Origin of the sequence: Kluyvera sichuanensis (genome assembly GCF_014218705.1) — a bacterium.
GTDB lineage: Bacteria > Pseudomonadota > Gammaproteobacteria > Enterobacterales > Enterobacteriaceae > Kluyvera > Kluyvera sichuanensis.
The window spans coordinates 93695-114420 of record NZ_JABBJF010000002.1 but is presented as its reverse complement, the minus strand read 5'-3'; the positions used below and the strand labels follow the sequence as shown (position 1 = coordinate 114420).

Annotated in this window: 16 protein-coding genes and 1 tRNA gene; 12 read left to right on the top strand and 5 right to left on the bottom strand. The window is 57.7% G+C overall.

Annotated elements, in window-relative coordinates:
• The first annotated feature begins 72 nt into the window (after positions 1 to 72).
• Positions 73 to 711, top strand: a complete 639-nt coding sequence (gene rutR, locus HII27_RS02885; RefSeq protein WP_185666465.1) for an HTH-type transcriptional regulator RutR — start codon at positions 73 to 75, stop codon at positions 709 to 711.
• On the opposite strand, the gene HII27_RS02880 is transcribed toward rutR, so the two are convergent.
• Positions 708 to 1103 (bottom strand): lysozyme inhibitor LprI family protein, encoded by a 396-nt coding sequence (locus HII27_RS02880; protein ID WP_185666464.1) that lies wholly within the window; start codon positions 1101 to 1103, stop codon positions 708 to 710. The genes rutR and HII27_RS02880 overlap by 4 nt on opposite strands.
• 180 nt (positions 1104 to 1283) lie before the next feature.
• Between HII27_RS02880 and HII27_RS02875 the strand changes: the two genes are divergently transcribed.
• Positions 1284 to 2633 carry an MATE family efflux transporter gene (locus tag HII27_RS02875; RefSeq protein ID WP_223883135.1) on the top strand — a complete coding sequence of 450 codons (1350 nt, stop codon included), beginning with the start codon at positions 1284 to 1286 and terminating at the stop codon, positions 2631 to 2633.
• A gap of 93 nt (positions 2634 to 2726) precedes the next feature.
• On the opposite strand, the gene putA is transcribed toward HII27_RS02875, so the two are convergent.
• Positions 2727 to 6689, bottom strand: coding sequence for a trifunctional transcriptional regulator/proline dehydrogenase/L-glutamate gamma-semialdehyde dehydrogenase (gene putA, locus HII27_RS02870; protein ID WP_185666463.1), 3963 nt, complete (start codon positions 6687 to 6689; stop codon positions 2727 to 2729).
• A 409-nt stretch (positions 6690 to 7098) separates the two neighbouring features.
• Here putA and putP point away from each other — a divergent pair, with 409 nt between their 5' ends.
• The 9 genes from putP to HII27_RS02825 all read left to right on the top strand — a co-directional run bounded on the left by putP (position 7099) and on the right by HII27_RS02825 (position 17690).
• Positions 7099 to 8619: a sodium/proline symporter PutP gene (putP, locus tag HII27_RS02865; protein ID WP_185666462.1), complete on the top strand. Its 1521-nt coding sequence runs from the start codon at positions 7099 to 7101 to the stop codon at positions 8617 to 8619.
• Between the two features lie 264 nt (positions 8620 to 8883).
• Positions 8884 to 9717: an iron uptake transporter permease EfeU gene (gene efeU / locus HII27_RS02860; protein ID WP_185666461.1), complete on the top strand. Its 834-nt coding sequence runs from the start codon at positions 8884 to 8886 to the stop codon at positions 9715 to 9717.
• A gap of 49 nt (positions 9718 to 9766) precedes the next feature.
• Positions 9767 to 10894, top strand: coding sequence for an iron uptake system protein EfeO (gene efeO, locus HII27_RS02855; RefSeq protein WP_185666460.1), 1128 nt, complete (start codon positions 9767 to 9769; stop codon positions 10892 to 10894).
• Between the two features lie 5 nt (positions 10895 to 10899).
• A complete protein-coding gene (efeB, locus tag HII27_RS02850) occupies positions 10900 to 12174 on the top strand; it encodes an iron uptake transporter deferrochelatase/peroxidase subunit (RefSeq protein WP_185666459.1) in 1275 nt (424 codons plus the stop codon).
• A gap of 738 nt (positions 12175 to 12912) precedes the next feature.
• Positions 12913 to 13704, top strand: a complete 792-nt coding sequence (gene phoH / locus HII27_RS02845; RefSeq protein ID WP_185666458.1) for a phosphate starvation-inducible protein PhoH — start codon at positions 12913 to 12915, stop codon at positions 13702 to 13704.
• Positions 13705 to 13989: 285 nt separating this feature from the next.
• A complete protein-coding gene (locus HII27_RS02840) occupies positions 13990 to 15213 on the top strand; it encodes an SfnB family sulfur acquisition oxidoreductase (protein ID WP_185666457.1) in 1224 nt (407 codons plus the stop codon).
• A gap of 9 nt (positions 15214 to 15222) precedes the next feature.
• Positions 15223 to 15888, top strand: coding sequence for a methionine ABC transporter permease (locus HII27_RS02835; protein ID WP_185666456.1), 666 nt, complete (start codon positions 15223 to 15225; stop codon positions 15886 to 15888).
• Between the two features lie 21 nt (positions 15889 to 15909).
• On the top strand, positions 15910 to 16683 hold the full coding sequence (locus HII27_RS02830) for a MetQ/NlpA family ABC transporter substrate-binding protein (RefSeq protein ID WP_185666746.1): 774 nt from the start codon (positions 15910 to 15912) through the stop codon (positions 16681 to 16683).
• An 11-nt stretch (positions 16684 to 16694) separates the two neighbouring features.
• Positions 16695 to 17690 (top strand): methionine ABC transporter ATP-binding protein, encoded by a 996-nt coding sequence (locus HII27_RS02825; protein WP_185666455.1) that lies wholly within the window; start codon positions 16695 to 16697, stop codon positions 17688 to 17690.
• A 162-nt stretch (positions 17691 to 17852) separates the two neighbouring features.
• On the opposite strand, the gene HII27_RS02820 is transcribed toward HII27_RS02825, so the two are convergent.
• The 3 genes from HII27_RS02820 to HII27_RS02810 form a co-directional block, all read right to left on the bottom strand.
• Positions 17853 to 17940 (bottom strand) — tRNA-Ser (locus HII27_RS02820).
• A 145-nt stretch (positions 17941 to 18085) separates the two neighbouring features.
• Entirely contained in the window at positions 18086 to 18763 is a 678-nt protein-coding gene (locus tag HII27_RS02815; protein ID WP_185666454.1) for an isochorismatase family protein, read from the bottom strand.
• A gap of 19 nt (positions 18764 to 18782) precedes the next feature.
• Positions 18783 to 19643 (bottom strand): pirin family protein, encoded by an 861-nt coding sequence (locus tag HII27_RS02810; RefSeq protein WP_185666453.1) that lies wholly within the window; start codon positions 19641 to 19643, stop codon positions 18783 to 18785.
• Positions 19644 to 19751: 108 nt separating this feature from the next.
• Between HII27_RS02810 and HII27_RS02805 the strand changes: the two genes are divergently transcribed.
• Positions 19752 to 20663 carry a LysR family transcriptional regulator gene (locus tag HII27_RS02805; RefSeq protein ID WP_185666452.1) on the top strand — a complete coding sequence of 304 codons (912 nt, stop codon included), beginning with the start codon at positions 19752 to 19754 and terminating at the stop codon, positions 20661 to 20663.
• Positions 20664 to 20726 lie beyond the last annotated feature (63 nt).

Below are 20726 nucleotides of genomic sequence, written 5' to 3'. Positions count from 1 at the left end.
TCCGGCGGTTTCTTTTTCTGGCCGTAACCCGCAAAATAGGCATTGATGCCGTAAATAACAAGGAGAGGGCGCATGGCTCAGGATGCAGTAAAGAAAGGTGGCAAACGTTCGCAGGCCGTGAGTGCGAAAAAGCAGGCCATCCTTACCGCCGCGCTGAATACCTTTTCACAATACGGAATCCACGGTACGCGCCTTGAACAGGTCGCGGAACTGGCCGGGGTGTCGAAAACCAATCTGCTTTACTACTTCCCGTCAAAAGAGGCGCTTTATGTGGCCGTGATGCAGCAGATCCTCGATATCTGGCTGGCGCCGCTAAAGGCATTTCGCGAAGATCTGGCGCCGCTGGTGGCGATTAAAGAGTATATCCGTCTCAAGCTTGAAGTCTCACGCGACTACCCGCAGGCCTCTAAGCTGTTCTGTCTGGAGATGCTGCAGGGGGCACCGCTGGTGATGGATGAGTTGACCGGCGACCTGAAAGCGCTGGTGGCGGATAAATCGGCGATTATTGCCGCCTGGGTTCAGGCTGGAAAGCTCGCACCTATCGACCCGCATCATCTGATCTTTATGATCTGGGCGACGACCCAACACTACGCCGATTTCGCCACCCAGGTGGAAGCAGTGACCGGCAAAACCCTGCGTGATGAAACCTTCTTTCAGCAGACCGTCGATAACGTCCAGCGGATCATCATCGACGGTATTCGCGTCCGTTAGCTGGCGGGCGGCAGAGGGCAGCTCAGGTCGCCCTCTTCACACTGTAGCAACGATGAGAGAAATGCCTCGCGCTCGTTGGTTTTGTCGGTCAGGCACTGGCTGTTTACCATCGGTTGCGCGGTGCCGCCGTGGCTACTGGAGCTGATAAACGCGCAGTCCGCGTCCCGCAGCGTAATCCACGCCGACTGGGCTTTCTTCAGTAAATCTCGCTGCGCGGGCTCCGCGCGCTTCAGCACATCCTGCCAGGTTTGATTGAGTTTTTTATCGGCTGCCTGATACTGCGCGGCGGAACAGGTATTCAAATCCGCCTGCGTGGTGGCATCGGCACATTCGTCCGCCAGGGCATAACCGCTGGTCAGCAGCAGGGCGAAGGCGGGTAAGAGACGTTTCATCGGTTGACTCTCCAGATTATTCATACGGCGCTTAGGCTCAGGATATAACACGATTTTACCCCCGAATCTCCTCCAACCACCGTTCGTTTTTCCGAATTTGAAAGGTGGCGCAACGATCGACTGGACGCCTTTGGTGTAGAAGGTTGATGATCGCGCATTCGCATGGGAGAGGAAAGGGAGATGACAGTGATGTCCGGCACTAACGTTCAGCCTCGGTTAAAGCTTTTCACGCTGGCGTGGCCGATTTTTGTGGAGCAACTGCTGCGGTTGATGCTCGGGTACGTCAGCGTTTTTATGCTGGGGCACTATTCCGACGAAGCCGTTGCCGCCACCGGTGTTGCCAACCAGATACTGGCAATTTCGGTGATCTTTTACGGTTTTTTGACCGTCGGTGTGCAGATTGTGGTGGCGCAACTGATTGGCGCGAAGCGGTTTAAGCGCGTTGAGCGGGTGATCACTAACGGGCTGGTGGTGGCTTTTCTCATTGGCGTGGCGATGAGCCTTATCTTTATCCTGTTCGGCGATGCGTTTCTGCGCATGCTGGGGCTCAGTGAGGTATTGGTGGTCGTGGGGTCGCCATTTATCCGCATTATCGGGGGCATTTCGGTGGTTATCGCTCTCTATTCGTCCATTTTGCCGATTCTGCGCACCCACGGCTATGTCCGCCAGGCGATGCTGGTGCCGATCACGGTCAGCGTAATTAACGTGGTGTTCAACTATCTCTTCCTCTACGGCAAGCTGAGCTTTCTCGACCTTGGCGTCACCGGGGTGGGGATTGCGGTGTGTATTGCCAACATCATTGGCATGCTGATGTCGGCGTGGATGCTGAAAAAATACATCGGCTACGTGTTCCGCTGGCAGAAGTTGAAGCAGTGCTCGCGAAAGATGCTGGGGGCTATTCTACGCTACGGCCTGCCGTCGGCGGGGGAGAATCTCTCCTATGCGGGGTCACAGCTGGTGGTAACGGCGATTATCGCCTTTCTCGGTACCGAAGCGCTGACCACTAAGGTGTACGCCTCAACGATCAGCCAGTTTGTTGCGCTGTTTGCCATGTCCATCGGCCAGGCCTCGCAGATTATTATCGGCCGCGCGGTGGGGGCGCGGGAGATAGACGCGGCGTACCGCCAGGGGATTAAAAGCTGGCGACTGGGGCTGATGGTGGCCTTGTCTATCAGCGTGGTTATCTACCTGCTTGCCGAGCCGATTATGCAGCTCTTTACCCCTAATCAGGAGATTATTGCCCTGACCAAAAAGCTGTTTATGCTGTCGATTTTGCTCGAGCTGGGGCGCGCGACCAATATCATCGTTATCAGCAGCCTGAACGCCACCGGCGACGTTCGCTTTCCGTTTATCTGCGGGATTATCGTGATGTGGATTGTCAGCCTGCCGTTTTCCTACCTGCTTGGCGTGTATATCGGCTGGGGGCTGGTGGGGGTGTGGATAGCCTACATTATTGATGAAGGGCTGCGGGCGATGCTGATGTACCGGCGCTGGCACAGCCGGGTGTGGACGACGAAATCTGTTTTTTAGTCGGTGGGTTTCCCGGGGTCGCTTGCGCTCGCCCGGGCTACATTCGTGCACATTTGTAGCCCGGGCGAGAGCGACCCCGGGATGTCCGCCTAATTAACCAATCGTCATCAGGCTGGCGTTGCCGCCCGCTGCGGCGGTGTTCACGCTGAGCGAACGCTCGTGATACAGACGCTCCAGCAGCAGGTTAGTTTCCCCGCGAGCAAAGCCCTGCACCGAAACAATCGCCCCGTCGCGCGCCGCCACCTGCTCGCAGAGTTCGCGCAGTTGGTCGGAATCACCGTGGTAAATCACCGCATCAAAGAAGGCGTTCATCAGCGTTTCCGGCTTCGCAAAGTGGATACGCTCGCTCACCGCTTTCGGCAGCGATTTCACCAGCTCACGCTGCAACGGCGCATCCTGCCACAGCACTTCGCTGCCGACCGCCATTACCGCCGAGAGCTGCGTCAGCAGATCCGACTCATTATCGGCTACGCACAGCACGCGCTCACGCGGTACCAGCGTCCAGGTGTTGCGCTCGCCGGTTGGTCCCGGCAGCACGCGTTGGGTACCGGCCTGTGCCAGTTCGCTATACCGCTTGCTCTGCGCCAGCTGTTCCGGACGACCGGCCATCCAGCTTTGCAGCTCGGTGAGCGGTTTTTCCAGCAGCGTTTTCAACTGCGTATCGACGACCTGACCGGCATCCTGACGCGCCAGCGTTTTCGCCAGCGCCGTTTCCGGGCGGCTTGCCAGCAGACGGTACAAGTACATCGGGCCGCCCGCTTTCGGGCCGGTGCCGGAGAGGCCTTCACCGCCGAACGGCTGTACGCCCACGACCGCGCCGACCATATTACGGTTGACGTACAGGTTGCCGACCTTCGCACTGCCGGTCACCTGAGCGATAGTTTCATCAATGCGGGTATGCACGCCGAGGGTCAGCCCATAGCCGGAGGCATTAATCTGTTCAACCAGCGAATCCAGCTGATTACGGCTGTAGCGCACCACGTGCAGTACCGGGCCGAAGACCTCTTTTTTCAGTTCGTCGAAGCTGTCGAGTTCAATCAGCGTTGGTGGAATAAAGGTGCCGCTCTGCCATTCGCGGCTGTCTTCGGCGTTTTCGCGCGCGGCCTGGAAGACGGTGCGGCCTTTGGCGCGCAGGGTCTGGATATGGTGTTCAATACCAGCTTTCGCTTCGGCATCAATCACCGGCCCGATATCGGTGGTCAGACGGCCAGGGTTGCCCATCCGACACTCCGCCATGGCGCCGCGCAGCATGGTCAGCGTGTGGTCGGCGATATCGTCCTGCAGGCAGAGCACACGCAGCGCCGAGCAGCGCTGGCCTGCGCTATCGAAGGCTGAGGCCACCACGTCAACCACCACCTGCTCGGTGAGCGCGGAAGAGTCGACGATCATCGCGTTCATACCGCCGGTTTCGGCGACCAGCGGCGTTGGGCGGCCCTGAGCGTCGAGACGGGTGGCGATATTGCGTTGCAGCAGGGTAGCGACATCGGTAGAACCGGTAAACATCACGCCGCGCACGCGGGCATCGCCGGTCAACTGCGCGCCGACGGTTTCACCACGGCCTGGCAGCAGCTGCACCACGCCTGCCGGTACGCCTGCTTCCAGCAGCAGGGCGATACCCTGTGCGGCAATCAGCGGGGTCTGCTCGGCCGGTTTGGCCAGCACGCTGTTACCGGCGGCAAGGGCGGCGGCAACCTGGCCCATAAAGATAGCCAGCGGGAAGTTCCACGGGCTGATACAGACTACCGGGCCCAGCGGGCGGTGGGTTTCGTTATCAAAATCATCGCGAACCTGACCGGCGTAGTAGTGCAGGAAGTCAACAGCTTCACGCACTTCGGCAATGGCGTTGCTGAAGGTTTTCCCGGCTTCACGCACCAGAATCCCCATCAGCGGCTGCATCTGATCTTCCATCAGCACCGCCGCACGTTCCAGAATCGCGGCACGTTCTTGCGGCGGAGTGGCAAACCAGATTGGCGCGTTGTTCACCGCGCTGTCCAGCGCCTGCTCCACTTCACTGGAAGTCGCTTCGCGGACATAGCCCACCACGTCTTTTGGCTCAGCCGGGTTAATCACCTGCACCATATCGCCGTCGGCAACCGGATGCTCCAGCATCGGCTTCGCCGTCCACTTATGCAGCGCGCTATTGAGCAGCGACGAGGAGAGGGAGGCCAGACGGTGTTCGTTGGCGATATCCAGACCAGCGGAGTTGACGCGGCCTTTACCGTAGAGATCACGCGGCAGCGGGATCTTCGGATGCGGCAGACCGGACGCGCCTTCCTGTAGCGCCATCTTCTCGACCGCCAGCACCGGGTCGGCAACCAGCTCGTCCAGCGGCAGGCTGCTATCGGCAATGCGGTTAACGAATGAGGTGTTGGCGCCGTTTTCCAGCAGACGACGCACCAGATAGGCCAGCAGCGTTTCGTGAGTACCTACCGGGGCATAAATACGGCAAGGACGGTTCAGCTTGCCTTCCGCCACTTTACCCACCACCTGCTCGTACAGCGGTTCGCCCATGCCGTGCAGGCACTGGAACTCGTACTGGCCCGGGTAGTAGTTATTGCCCGCCAGTTGATAAATCGCCGCCAGGGTGTGGGCGTTGTGGGTGGCGAACTGCGGATAGATCAGGTTCGGCACGCCGAGCAGTTTTTTCGCGCAGGCGAGATAAGAGACGTCGGTGTACACCTTGCGGGTGTAGACCGGATAGCCTTCGAGGCCGTCCATCTGCGCGCGTTTGATTTCGCTATCCCAGTAGGCGCCTTTCACCAGACGGATCATCAGGCGGCGACGGCTGCGGGTGGCGAGATCAATCAGGTAATCAATGACAAACGGGCAGCGCTTCTGATAGGCCTGAATCACGAAGCCAATGCCGTTCCAGCCCGCCAGCTCTGGCTCAAAGCACAGTTTTTCCAGCAGATCGAGGGAGATCTCTAAACGATCGGCCTCTTCGGCGTCGATGTTAATGCCGATGTCGTACTGGCGCGCCAGCAGGGTCAGTGATTTCAGGCGCGGATAGAGTTCGTCCATCACGCGGTCGTACTGCGCGCGGCTGTAGCGCGGGTGCAGGGCGGAAAGCTTGATGGAGATGCCCGGGCCTTCATAAATGCCGCGCCCATTGGAGGCTTTGCCAATGGCGTGAATCGCCTGCTGATAAGAGACCATATAGGCCTGCGCATCGGCGGCGGTCAGCGCGGCTTCGCCGAGCATATCGTAGGAGTAGCGGAAGCCTTTTTCTTCGAGCTTACGGGCGTTGGCCAGCGCTTCGGCAATGGTTTCGCCGGTGACGAACTGCTCGCCCATCAGACGCATCGCCATGTCCACGCCTTTACGCACCAGCGGCTCACCGCTCTTACCGATAATGCGGTTCAGCGAGCGTGACAGGCTGGTTTCGTTGTGAGTAGAGACCAGCTTGCCGGTAAACAGCAGCCCCCAGGTGGCGGCGTTGACGAACAGTGACGGGCTGCGGCCAATGTGCGACTGCCAGTTACCGTTGCTGATTTTGTCGCGGATAAGGGCATCGCGGGTGGCTTTATCAGGAATACGCAGCAGCGCTTCCGCGAGGCACATCAGCGCCACGCCTTCCTGAGAAGAGAGGGAAAACTCCTGCAGCAGGCTCTGTACCATCCCGGCACGGCCGCTGGCGGTTTTCTGGTTGCGCAGCTTTTCCGCCAGCTTCCAGGCTAACTGATGCGCCTGTTCGGCAATCGGCTGCGGCAGACGGGCCTGCTCCATGAGCATCGGCACGGCGTCGGTTTCGCTACGACGCCAGGCGGCGGTGATCGCCGCACGGGTCACGGATTGCGGCAGGATCTGCTCGGCGAATTCGAGGAACGGTTGGTGGATTTCTTCCGCTGGCTGGGCTGATTCATCGCTCTCGTTCGCGGCACCCGACAGCAGCGCAGGCAGCTCAGGCAGGACTTCATCGTTTTCCAGCTTTTCCAGATAGTTAAAAATCGCCTGCTTTATGAGCCAGTGAGGGGTGCGGTCGATCCGTGTCGCCGCACTCTTAATGCGCTCACGCGTTGCGTCATCCAGCTTAACCCCCATGGTGGTGGTGCCCATGCCATCTACTCCTGTTGCTCGGTTGTCATCGTAATTGCGTAACAGGAATATCTATCATGTTGCAACTTTGTGCAACCGTGTTAAATGTGACGGCCGTTGCAGGCTTAAAAATGAATTAATTGTTAATGGTAAAACTTATGGCAAGCGGCTCTGGAAATAGGTATCGCGAGCTGATTTTATGCGCCACTTAACAGTTATTATCGGTGCAACCGTAAAAAGCGTGAGGGAGTGCAACCTATAGGAAAATGCTATCAGCGGGCTAATGCATTCGATGTAAATGCGGTGTTAAATCGTTTGTGAAAAAATTCCGCTTCCGTCAGGATACGGTCGCTTCAAATGATTGCCCCGTTCCGGCAATGATAAAGACGGCAAATTGGGATATTGCCGACGCATAATTCTGGAGAATTTAATGACTATTAGTACACCGATGCTGGTGACCTTTGTTGTTTATATTTTTGGCATGATCCTCATTGGCTTCTTTGCATGGCGCAACACCAAAAATTTCGATGACTATATTCTCGGCGGCCGCAGCTTGGGCCCGTTCGTGACTGCGCTTTCAGCCGGCGCCTCTGATATGAGCGGCTGGCTGTTGATGGGCCTACCGGGCGCCATCTTCATCTCCGGTATCTCGGAAAGTTGGATTGCCATCGGCCTGACCGTCGGTGCGTGGATTAACTGGAAGCTGGTAGCCGGGCGCTTGCGCGTGCACACCGAGGCCAACAATAACGCCTTAACGCTGCCGGACTACTTTACCGGGCGCTTTGAAGATAACAGCCGCGTGCTGCGTATTATCTCCGCGCTGGTTATCCTGCTGTTCTTCACCATCTACTGTGCTTCCGGGATTGTTGCCGGTGCGCGTCTGTTCGAAAGCACCTTCGGCATGAGCTACGAAACCGCACTGTGGGCGGGGGCGGCAGCGACCATCCTCTACACCTTTATCGGTGGCTTCCTCGCAGTAAGCTGGACCGATACCGTGCAGGCCAGCCTGATGATTTTCGCGCTGATCCTTACCCCGGTGATTGTTATCTTCGCGGTCGGCGGCATGGGCGACTCGCTGGAAGTTATCAAACAGAAGAGCATTGAGAACGTCGATATGCTCAAAGGGCTGAACTTCGTCGCCATCATTTCACTGATGGGCTGGGGTCTGGGCTACTTCGGTCAGCCGCATATTCTGGCGCGCTTTATGGCTGCCGATTCCCACCACAGCATTGTGCACGCCCGCCGTATCAGCATGACCTGGATGATCCTGTGTCTGGCCGGTGCGGTTGCCGTGGGCTTCTTCGGCATTGCCTACTTCCAGAACAACCCGTCGGTGGCCGGGCCGGTAAGCCAGAACGCCGAGCGTGTGTTTATCGAACTGGCGCAGATTCTGTTCAACCCATGGATTGCCGGGATCCTGCTGTCGGCTATTCTGGCGGCGGTGATGTCAACCCTGAGCTGCCAGCTGCTGGTCTGCTCAAGTGCCATTACCGAAGATTTGTACAAAGCGTTCCTGCGTAAAAACGCCAGCCAGAAAGAGCTGGTATGGGTAGGGCGCTTTATGGTGCTGGTGGTAGCGCTGGTGGCTATCGCGCTGGCGGCAAACCCGGAAAACCGCGTGTTGGGTCTGGTGAGCTATGCCTGGGCAGGCTTCGGCGCCGCGTTTGGCCCGGTGGTGCTGTTCTCGGTGATGTGGTCGCGTATGACTCGCAACGGCGCGCTGGCGGGGATGATTATCGGTGCTGTTACCGTAATCGTCTGGAAGCAGTTCGGTTGGCTGGGGCTGTATGAAATCATCCCTGGCTTTATCTTTGGCAGCGCCGGTATCGTCCTGTTCAGCCTGTTGGATAAAGCACCGTCGACCAGCATGCAGGAGCGTTTTGCGAAAGCAGACGCGCATTATCACTCTGCGCCGCCGTCCCGCTTAAGTAGCCCGGACGAGGTGCGGTAGCACCGGTTCCAGGGTAGCTCGGTGTACGATCCCGGCGTCGCTTGGCTCGGCCGGGCTACCCTTCTAAATGCCCGCAATACTGCGGGCTTTTTTATGTCGGTGCTTGATAACTCACGCAACTATATCGACGCTATTTTTTTACATCTCGTCATTATTTCCCTCACATTTCGCTTGTGTTTATTTTTGGCTTAATGATAATCACTATCACTCACATTTACCTGTCTTTGCAAAAGTTGACGGCGTTACACATTTAAGGATGTCCACATGTTTGTGCCTTTTCTCATTATGCTGCGCGAAGGGTTGGAAGCAGCGCTGATTGTCAGCCTGATTGCCAGCTATCTGAAGCGCACGCAGCGCGGTCGCTGGATTGGCGTCATGTGGATTGGCGTGATTCTGGCCGCCGCGCTGTGCTTAGGTTTGGGCATCTTTATCAACGAAACTACCGGTGAGTTCCCGCAAAAAGAGCAGGAGCTGTTTGAAGGACTGGTGGCCGTGGTGGCGGTGGTTATTCTGACGTGGATGGTGTTCTGGATGCGTAAGGTGTCCCGCAACGTCAAACAGCAGCTCGAGCAGGCGGTGGATAACGCGCTGCAAAAGGGCAATAACCACGGCTGGGCGCTGATTATGATGGTCTTTTTCGCCGTGGCGCGTGAAGGGCTGGAGTCGGTCTTCTTCCTGCTGGCAGCATTCCAGCAGGATCTCGGCATCTGGCCGCCGCTGGGGGCGATACTGGGTCTGGCAACGGCCGTGGTGCTGGGCTTCCTGCTTTACTGGGGAGGTATTCGCCTCAACCTCGGCGTGTTCTTCCGCTGGACGAGCCTGTTTATTCTGCTGGTCGCGGCTGGGCTGGCGGCTGGGGCGATTCGCGCCTTCCACGAAGCGGGCCTATGGAACGCTTTCCAGGACGTCGCCTTTGACCTCAGCGGCACGCTGACCACGCACTCGCTTTTCGGCACGCTGCTGGAAGGCATCTTTGGTTATCAGGAAGCGCCGAGCGTCAGCGAAGTGGCGGTCTATTTCCTGTATCTGATTCCGGCACTGGCGCTGTTCTTCTGGCCGCCGCGCGCTGCTACATCAACATCACGTATCGCCCCATAAGGCAGAAAACGGCTGTTTAGTGACTACTACTTATCGAAAGGGATGGACCATGACCAAGAACTTCCGCCGCAGCGCGTTGCAGACGGGCATCGCAGCACTCTTCTCTACGGCGTTTATGGCACAGGCTGCCGATATTCCGCAGGTTAAAGTGACGGTAAACGACAAACAGTGTGAACCGATGTCCATCACGGTGAACGCCGGTAAAACCCAGTTTATCATCCAGAACCACAGCCAGAAGGCGCTGGAGTGGGAGATCCTGAAAGGGGTCATGGTGGTGGAAGAGCGTGAAAACATCGCGCCGGGCTTCACTCAGAAGATGACCGCGAACCTGCAGCCGGGCGAATACGACATGACCTGCGGCCTGCTGACCAACCCGAAAGGCAAGCTGATCGTCAAAGGCGAAGCGACCAAAGACGCGGCGAAAGCCAACGCGCTGCTGGGCCTGAACGACGCCATTACTGCCTATAAAGCGTATGTGACCGCCGAAACGGCTGAGCTGGTGAAAGGCACCAAAGCCTTTACCGATGCGGTGAAAGCGGGCGATATCGCTAAAGCGAAATCCCTGTACGCTTCTACTCGTCAGCACTACGAGCGTATCGAACCGATTGCCGAGCTGTTCTCTGACCTCGACGGTAGCATCGATGCCCGTGAAGACGACTACGAACAGAAAGCGGCGGATCCGAAATTCACCGGCTTCCACCGTCTGGAAAAAGCGCTGTTTGGCGACAACAGCGTGAAAGGCATGGAGCACTATGCCGACCAACTGAATACCGACGTGCTGGAGCTGCAAAAACGTATCTCCGAGCTGGCTTTCCCACCGTCAAAAGTGGTAGGTGGCGCAGCGGGTCTGATTGAAGAAGTGGCGGCGAGCAAAATCAGCGGCGAAGAAGATCGTTACAGCCACACTGACCTGTGGGACTTCCAGGCTAACATCGATGGCGCGCAGAAGATTGTTGACCTGCTGCGTCCACAACTGCAGAAAGAGAACAGCGCGCTGCTGGCGAAGGTTGATGCTAACTTCAAGAAAGTGGACACCATTCTTAGCAAATACCGCACCAAAGACGGCTTCGAAACCTATGACAAGCTGACCGATGCGGACCGCAATGCGCTGAAAGGGCCGATCACCACTCTGGCGGAAGATCTGGCGCAGCTTCGTGGGATCCTGGGTCTGGACTAAGCAAGATGGCAAAGCAGCACTCTGACGACCTGAACGAACCGTCACGTCGTCGTTTATTAAAAGGGATCGGCGCGCTGGGAGGCGCGCTGGCAATTTCCGGCGGTTGCCCAGTGGCGCACGCGGCGAAGGCCAGCGAGGCGCCGACGACCAATAGCCGGATGGAAATCCAGCCGTTTTACGGCGAGCACCAGGCAGGCGTACTGACGCCGCAGCAGGCCGCGATGATGCTGGTGGCATTTGACGTGCTGGCGGCGGATAAAGCAGACCTTGAACGTCTGTTCCGTCTGCTGACCGACCGCATTGCCTTCCTCACCAAAGGTGGCCCGGCACCGGATACACCGAATCCACGTTTGCCGCCGATGGACTCCGGCATTCTCGGTGCGTTTATCGCCCCGGATAACCTGACCATGACGGTATCGGTCGGCCAGTCGCTGTTCGACAGCCGTTTTGGTCTTGCGGATAAAGCGCCGAAGAAACTACAGAAGATGACGCGCTTCCCGAACGATGCGCTGGATGCGGCCCTGTGCCACGGCGACCTGCTGCTGCAGATTTGCGCCAACACGCAGGACACGGTGATCCACGCGCTGCGCGATATTATCAAGCACACGCCGGACTTGCTCAGCGTGCGCTGGAAGCGGGAAGGGTTTATCTCCGACCACGCGGCGCGCAGCGAAGGGAAAGAGACACCAATCAACCTGCTCGGTTTTAAAGACGGCACGGCTAACCCGGACGGCCGCGATAAGCCGCTGATGGACGAGGTGGTGTGGGTGACCGGCGATCAGGGGGAACCGGCGTGGGCGAAGGGCGGTTCGTATCAGGCCGTGCGCATTATTCAGTTCCACGTTGAGTCCTGGGATCGTACGCCGCTCAAGGAGCAGCAGACGATTTTCGGGCGCGACAAGCACAGCGGCGCGCCGCTGGGCATGAAGAACGAGCACGATGCGCCGGACTACACCCGCGACCCGAACGGCGATGTGATTGCACTGGACAGCCACATTCGTCTGGCTAACCCGCGGACCAAAGAGACCCAGTCGAGCCTGATGATGCGTCGGGGATACAGCTACTCGCTGGGCATTTCCAACTCCGGCCAGCTGGATATGGGGCTGCTGTTTGTCTGCTACCAGCACGACCTTGAAAAAGGGTTCCTGACGGTGCAGAAACGCCTGAACGGTGAAGCGCTCGAGGAGTACGTGAAGCCGATTGGCGGCGGGTATTTCTTTGTGCTGCCGGGGGTGGCATCGGATAAGAGCTATCTGGGTAGCACGCTGTTGCAGGCCTGAGTGCAGTCCCGGCGGCGCTACGCTTGGCCGGGCTACATTGTAAGGCACGCATTTGTAGCCCATATAAGGTGTTTGCGCCGCCATCCGGCAGTGCGCATTTGTAGCCCGGGCGAGCGCAAGCGACCCCGGGATTTCCCCTAAACTTCAGAATATCGCCAAAAATCAGTCCTTTTTTTTCATTTCCCCTCTGATTGATATAAAACTGTCACATAAATGTCAGATGCTATCTCTGAAAGCCATTGTTATATTTATGTAAAAATTATGTTGCATCTTTTGTTGATTTGGATGTAATAATAAATATAGCGGTAGTTTCCGTTTCACTATGGAGATCGCGAATGGTAGCGTCCTTGACTGGACTAAGCAGAACCTCAACCCGCACCATCCCGCGCGGAGGCCCTCTCTCCGGCAGCGATTTCGTCACTTCAATTTTTCATCCAATTCGAATTCAACCCGTTGTTCCCGACGTATTGCGCGGTGCGCGTAGCCGTGCGTATTCGTCATTTCGACAGGCAGTTGCTATGGCTTACAAGGAAGCCAAACCTCAGACGTTCGTGCGCATAATCGTGCTGATATCAGCGCGTGTGATGCATACACGAAATCATTCAAGTTGCATCAAGGCGGCAAGCGAGTGAATCCCCAGGAGCTTACTAAAGTAAGTGACTGGGGTGAGCGAGCGCAGCCAACGCCGAGGCGGCTTGAAGGATGAAGTGTATAAACCTACAACTCAAGGTGCTATCCATGGGAAGACAAAAAGCAGTGATCAAAGCTCATCGCGAAGCAAAACGTGTGCTGAGACGTGACTCACGCAGCCACAAACAACGTGAAGAAGAATCGGTCACCTCGCTTGTGCAAATGAGTGGTGGAGTGGAAGCAATCGGTATGGCGCGCGATAGTCGCGACACCTCGCCGATTGCCGCCCGCAATGACGCTCAGGCCCACTACCTGCATGCTATCGAGAGTAAGCAGCTGATCTTCGCTACCGGCGAAGCGGGCTGCGGCAAGACCTGGATCAGCGCAGCGAAAGCTGCGGAGGCGCTCATTCATAAGGATGTGAATAAGATTATCGTGACGCGTCCCGTCCTTCAGGCCGATGAAGACCTGGGGTTCCTGCCCGGAGACATCTCGGAGAAATTCGCCCCTTACTTCCGCCCCGTCTATGACGTGCTGGTGAAACGACTGGGCGCCTCCTTTATGCAATATTGCCTGCGCCCGGAAATTGGTAAGGTAGAGATCGCGCCGTTCGCCTACATGCGCGGACGTACATTTGAAAATGCGGTGGTGATTCTTGATGAGGCTCAGAACGTTACCGCGGCGCAAATGAAGATGTTTTTAACCCGCCTCGGGGAGAACGTCACGGTTATCGTGAATGGGGACATCACCCAGTGTGACCTGCCGCGCGGCGTTCAGTCCGGGCTCAGCGATGCGCTGGCCCGTTTTGAAGAAGATGAGATGATAGGCATTGTTCGCTTCACCAAAGATGACTGCGTACGCTCGGCGCTCTGCCAGCGCACGCTGAAAGCCTACTACTAACCGCTGTAACGTCTGCAAAGCCCGGGAAACCGGGCTTTGTTATTTTTGCCTGTTGCAAATACAACAGCAGCAGCAACGGCGTGTTGCAAATCCCACTCTCTGGTACTCGCGGTTAAGCATAACTGCCTGAAATACGGGGCTGTTAAAGCTGGCATAAACATTGCTATCAACACATATAACCTAAAAGTTAAAAGATGCAATCATTCATTCCTTAATGGGATATGCATGAATATCAATCAGATATTGCATTTTTACCGTGCTGATAACACCACCCGAGACCATGCTATGTCAGAGACGCAAATAAACCCCGACTACACCCGCGCGGCACCCCATGCGCACGTTATTACCCGCGATGAAGAGGCGATTAGCATCGCTCACGAGATTGCCGCTTTTCTGCAGCCCGGCGCGTCTGAGCGCGACCTCAGCGGCGTGGTGCCGCCCGAGGTGGTTAATGCCTATTCCAATAGCGGGCTGTGGGGCATCACCGTGCCGCGCCGTTTTGGCGGTGCAGAGGTGTCGGCCGCGACGCTCGCGGCGGTGATTGCCATTATCTCCGCCGCTGACCCTGCGCTGGGGCAAATTCCGCAGAACCACTACTGCCTGCTTGAGGATATTCGCCTGCAGGGGGATGAAGAGCAGCAGCGCTATTTCTTTGACCTGGCGCTGAAGGGCTATCGCTTTGCCAACGCGCTGTCGGAAACCGGCGGCAAAACGGTGCAGGACATCCAGACGCGGATTTGCCATACCGCTGATGGCCTGCGGATAAACGGTCGTAAAGGCTACTGCACCGGTTCGTTGTACGCCCATTGGCTCGGGGTGCTAGCACTGGACGATGACGGACACGCGCAGCTGGCCTTTGTACCGCGCGGGACAAAGGGGCTGACGGTGGTAAACGACTGGGCGTGCCTGGGTCAACGCACCACCTCAAGCGGCACGGTGCTGGCTGAAAACCTTCACGTGGAGCCGTTTAACCTGATACCGACCTGGAAATCCTACGACACGCCAACGCTCGCCGGGCCGTTTGCGCAGTTGACCACCGCGGCCATAGATGCCGGGATCGCCCGCGCGGCGCTGAACGATACCGTCAGCTTTGTGAATCAGTTTGCCCGACCGTGGATTGATGCCGGTGTCGAACGGGCGGGGGATGACCCGCTGACCGTCTACCAGATTGGCGCGCTCGATAGTCGCCTGGCCGCCGCCGATGCGCTGCTGGAGCAGGCCGGTAAGGTGCTGGATCGCTATAAACATGACCTCTCGGAGGAGACGGTGGCACTGGCATCGATTGCCGTGGCGCGTGCCAAGATTTTCACCACCGAAGCCGCGCTTGAGGCCGCCTCGCGGCTGTTTGAGTTGGGAGGCACCCGCTCGACGCACCCTCGCTACAACTACGACCGCCACTGGCGTAACGGACGCGTGCATACGCTGCATGATCCGGTGCGCTGGAAGTATCACCTGCTGGGCAACTGGGTGTTGAACGGCAAGCGCCCGGCGCGTCACGACTGGAACTGAGGAGAGAGCATGCTCGCTTTTCTGGCCGGAATTGACTGGAACGATGTGGCGCAGGCGGGGCTGGATACGCTGGTGATGCTCGCCTGTGCACTGGGATTTACGGTGCTGATTGGGCTGCCGCTGGGCGTCATCCTCTATCTGACGGGGCAGCCCCGGCTGCTGTATGCACCGCTGCTGCATCGGGTGCTTTCTCTGCTGGTGAACGTAATGCGTTCACTGCCGTTCATCATTCTGCTGATTGTGATGATCCCGCTGACGACGTTAATTACCGGCACTTCGCTGGGCGTGCAGGGCACTATTCCGCCGCTGGTGGCGGGCTGCGCGCCGTTCTTTGCTCGCCTTGTTGAGACCTCGTTGCGCGAAGTAGACCACGGGCTGGTGGAGGCCAGTTGGGCGATGGGGGGCAACACCTGGCAGCTTATCTGGCACACCCTGCTGCCGGAGTCGCGCGGTGGACTGATAGCAGCGGTAACGGTAACCGCCATTGTACTGGTCGATTACACCTCGATGGCCGGGGTGATTGGCGGCGGTGGTTTAGGCGACCTGGCGATTCGCTTTGGCTATCAGCGTTTTCAGACTGACGTGATGGCGGTGACGGTCGTACTGCTGATTGCGCTGGTACAAATTCTTCAAATGAGCGGCGACCGCCTGGTGCGCCGCATGAGCCGTAAATAAGATAATAGACAGGATGAAATGATGAAAAAAACCGTGATAGCCGGGCTGATGGCGCTGTTCTCTTTATCTGCGGCGGCCAATGAAACCCTGGTGGTGGGCGCGACGCCGGTGCCGCATGCTGAAATTCTGAATTTTGTGAAGCCGCAGCTGGCAAAAGAAGGGGTGGACCTGAAGATTAAAGTCTTTAATGATTTTATTCAGCCAAACCAGCAGCTTGCTGAAAAGAATCTGGATGCGAACTACTACCAGTATCGTCCGTTCCTCGATGATTATAACAAGACACGCCATACCAATCTGCTGCCGGTGGTGGGCGTGCATATCGAGCCATTTGGCGCGTACTCGACCAAATACACCAGCATTAAGGACCTGCCGGATGGCGCGCGCATCGCGATCCCTAACGATCCGGTGAATACTGGCCGGGCGCTGGTGCTGCTCAGCGAGGCTGGGCTTATTACGCTCAAGAGCCCGGAAGATCCTCAGTCGACGGAGAAAGATATCACCGCCAACCCGCACCATTTCAAAATTCGTCCGCTGGAAGGGGCGATGCTGGCACGGGCGGTAAGCCAGGTTGATCTGGCGTTTATCTTTGCCAACTATGCGCTGGAAGCCGGAATTGATACCGATAAAGCGCTGATTGTGGAAAAGGGGAAAAGTCTGTACGTCGAATATCTGGTCGCTCGCCCGGATAACATCAACGATCCCGGTATTCAGAAACTGGCGAAGGCGCTGAATTCCGATGCGGTGCGCCAGTTTATTCTGACCCGGTACAAGGGAAAAATTGCGCCCGGATTTTAGGAGTGACGACCATGACACAACATATCCGCCTGCGCGGGATTAGCAAAGCATACCCGAACGGTGTGCAGGCGCTTGACGATATCAACCTGGAGATTCAGGCCGGGGAGATCTTTGGCATTATCGGGCGCAGCGGCGCGGGAAAATCGACGCTGCTGCGGCTGTTTAACCGCCTGGAGAACGCTGACCGAGGGGAGATGACGATAAGCGGTGTGCCCATTGGTGAAGGCGCACGCGGGCAGTTGCGGGATTTGCGACGCCGGGTGGCGATGATTTTCCAGCACTTCAATCTGCACGCCACCAAAACGGTGGCGGAGAACGTCGAGCTGCCGCTGCGTATGGCGGGTATCCCTGCCGCCGAACGTCGGCATCGCGTTGACGATATGCTGCGGCTGGTGGGGCTGGAGTCGCTGCGCAATAGCTTTCCTGGCCAGCTTTCCGGTGGGCAAAAGCAGCGCACTGGGATAGCGAGGGCGCTAGTCACGCAGCCGGAGATTTTGCTGTGCGATGAGGCGACCTCGGCGCTCGACCCGGAAAACACGCTGGCGGTACTTAGCCTGCTCAAAGAGATTAATCAGCGGCTGGGGTTGACGATCATCCTGATTACTCACGAGATGGACGTGATCCGTACGCTCTGCGATCGAGTCGCGGTGCTGGAAAAGGGCAGGGTGATTGAGCAAGGGGCGGTGTGGCAGGTGTTTGGCGACCCGCAGCATGAAGTGACGCGCGGGATGCTGGGCACGTTGCATCACGGGCGCGAGGAGAATCGCTGTCTGTTAGCCGAAGGACAGCAACTGATCACGCTGCATTTTAACGGCGTTAACGGGCGGGAGCCGGATTTGCAACAGATTGCGCGGGCGCTCGGTGGCAGCCCGCAACTGGTGTACAGCAGCTGCGAGCCGATTCAGGGGCGGATCGTTGGGCAACTGCGGATTCGCGTCGATTCGCCCCTGACGGCGGAGTCTTTGCGGCTGGCGGCGCAGGTGGCGGATAGGGTGGCGGTGAGGTAGACCGAGCGATTCCCGGCGGCGCTGCGCTTGGCCGGGCTACGATTTGAATGTAGCCCCGGCGAGGCGTTTACGCCGACCCCGGGGAACAGGCGGTATTGGTGCTGGCCCTGTGCAATAGGCGAAAAAAAAGCCCGTACTTTCGTACGAGCTCTTTCTCAAAGATGGCGGTGAGGCGGGGATTCGAACCCCGGATACGTTGCCGTATACACACTTTCCAGGCGTGCTCCTTCAGCCACTCGGACACCTCACCATATTGTTTTGCTGCTCACCGTAGGTGGTCAACGGGGCGCTACTATAGGGAGTTGACCTGAAACGGTCAAGCATAAATTCAGATTTATTTATCGTTCGGTTAAGCAATGAACACCGCCCCGCCGAAAAGCGGCGGGGCGGGTGGGTTAACGCTGAGAATCAAGCTGTTCGTTGTTTTTCACGACGTCCTGCGCCTTTGCGTAGCTTTCAATCAACAGCTGATACGCCGGGAAGATTTTGGTATACACCTCGGCCCATTCGGCGGCATCCGGGCGGTTCCAGGTACGCTGCAGTTCAGAGGCGACCGCCGCGGTATCCATTGGCACTACGCCTGCCTGCGCCACGCGGGCCAGCGTCACTTCCTGCGCCATCTTGCTGTAGGTGCCGGAAGCATCAATGACCGCAAACACTTTATAACCATCGGCGACGGCGGCAATAGCTGGGAAGGCCATGCAGACGCTGGTGATCGTCCCGGCGATAATTAACGTTTTGCGACCCGTGGCCTTCACGGCAGCCACGAACTCCGGGTTATCCCAGGCGTTAATCTCGCCTTTACGCGCAATATAGTGCGCATGCGGTGCATTTTCGTGAATCTCCGGGATCAGCGGACCGTTCGGACCTTGCGGCACTGAGGCGGTGGTGATCACCGGCAGTCCGGCAAGCGTCGCCATTTTCGCCAGTGCCGCAGCGCGAGCGCGCAGCTCTGGCATCGGCATATCGCCCACCGTCTGGAACAGGCCGCTCTGATGGTCGATTAACAGCATCACCGCATCGTTAACATCAATCACTGGACGCGCGCCGTTGAAATTTGCTGGAGTAGACATGTTATTCACCTCTGTATTATCAGATTTGACCAAAGCGGCCGGAGTTAAAATCGCGAATGGCTTCGTCGATCTCGGTTTTACTGTTCATCACGAAGGGGCCATAGCCCACAATCGGTTCGTTGAGCGGCGCGCCTGCCAGCACCAGCAATTTGGCGTCGCTGCCGGCGTGCAGATGAACGCGCTTACCTTCCTGGCTGAGTACGACTAGCTGCGCTTCCTGAGCGGGAGTTTCGCCGTTCACCGTGACGCTACCTTCCAGCACCACCAGGGCAGTGCTCCAGCCGTCAAGCTGCTCGAAAGAGACCTCTTTACCTTCCTGAAGCTGCATATCCCAGACGTTCAGCGGTGAGAAGGTGTTGGCCGGGCCAACTGCCTCCTGGTAGTGACCGGCAATCACCCGCAGCGACCAGCTGTTATCCGGCAGCTCTACCGTTGGAATCGCGGCCGCTTCAATACTCTGGTAGCCCGGTGCGGTCATCTTGTCCTTCGCTGGCAGATTGACCCACAGCTGGATCATCTTCAGTTCGCCGCCGCGACGGGCAAACTCCGCCGAGTGAAATTCCTGATGCAGAATGCCGGAGCCTGCGGTCATCCACTGCACGTCACCCGGGCCAATCACGCCGCCTTTACCGGTGGAATCCCGATGCTCTACTTCCCCGGCGTAGACGATCGTGACCGTCTCGAACCCATGGTGTGGATGTTCTCCCACCCCGCGCTTCGCACCGTCTGCCGGGAAGCTGTATGGCCCGGCATAGTCGAGCAGCAGGAAAGGACTCAGGCTTTCACCGTGAGACTGATAGGAAAATAACGAACGAACCGGGAAGCCATCACCCACCCAGTGCGGACGTGGCGCGGTATAAACGCCCGTAATCTGTTTCATTTGTTTCTCCTGCGTAATGAGCTTTGATGTGGATTAGCTTATATTCAGATGTAATGACTCGGTAGATAGCGGAAATGACCTACACTGTTGCAAAAATAGAACAATGAGGTGGTGATGCAGGATCTCAATGATTTCGCGTGGTTTGTTCACGTGGTGGACAACGGCGGCTTCGCTGCGGCGGGGCGCGCGCTGGATATGCCAAAGTCAAAGCTCAGCCGACGCATTGCGCAACTGGAAGAGCAGCTTGGGGTGCGGCTGATCCAGCGCACCACCCGGCAGTTCACGGTGACGGAAGTTGGGCAGACGTTTTATCAACACTGTAAAGCGATGTTGATTGAGGCAGAGGCAGCGCAGGAGGCGATTGCTGTGCTCCAGGCAGAGCCGAGAGGCTGCGTGAAGCTGACCTGCCCGGTCACGCTGTTGCATGTGCACGTTGGGCCGATGCTGGCGCGCTTTATGGTGCGTTATCCGGGCGTGCAGATTCAGCTTGAAGCGACAAACCGACGGGTGGATCTGGTGGCGGAGGGGATTGATGTGGCGATTCGCGTCAGGCCGCGTCCTTTTGATGACAGCGACCTGGTGATGCGCGTACTCGCGGACCGCGGTCACTGTCTCGTCGCCAGCCCGTCGCTGGTGGCGAAGATGGGTAAGCCGCAGGTGCCGGACGAACTCAGTCGCTGGCCGGGGTTAAGCATGTCGGCAGGCAAGCATGTGCATCGCTGGTCGCTACATGGCCCGGATGGCGCAAAGGCCGAGGTGCACTTTACACCACGGCTGACGACCAGCGATATGCTGGCGCTGCGTGAGGCGGCGGTGGCGGGTGTCGGGGTGGTGCAGCTGCCGATCCTGATGGCGAGAGAACAGCTGGCCAATGGATCGCTGGTGCGCGTGCTCGATGATTGGGAACCGAAGCGGGAGGTGATTCACGCGGTCTTCCCTTCACGGCGAGGGCTGCTGCCTGCGGTGCGCGCGCTGGTGGATTTCCTCAGCGAGGAGTATGCGCTGATGATCGAAGAGTGAATTTACATTTCATTTACAATCGCGTGCGGGTTGTGATATTGATGCTCCGTTGCTCTTTTTCGA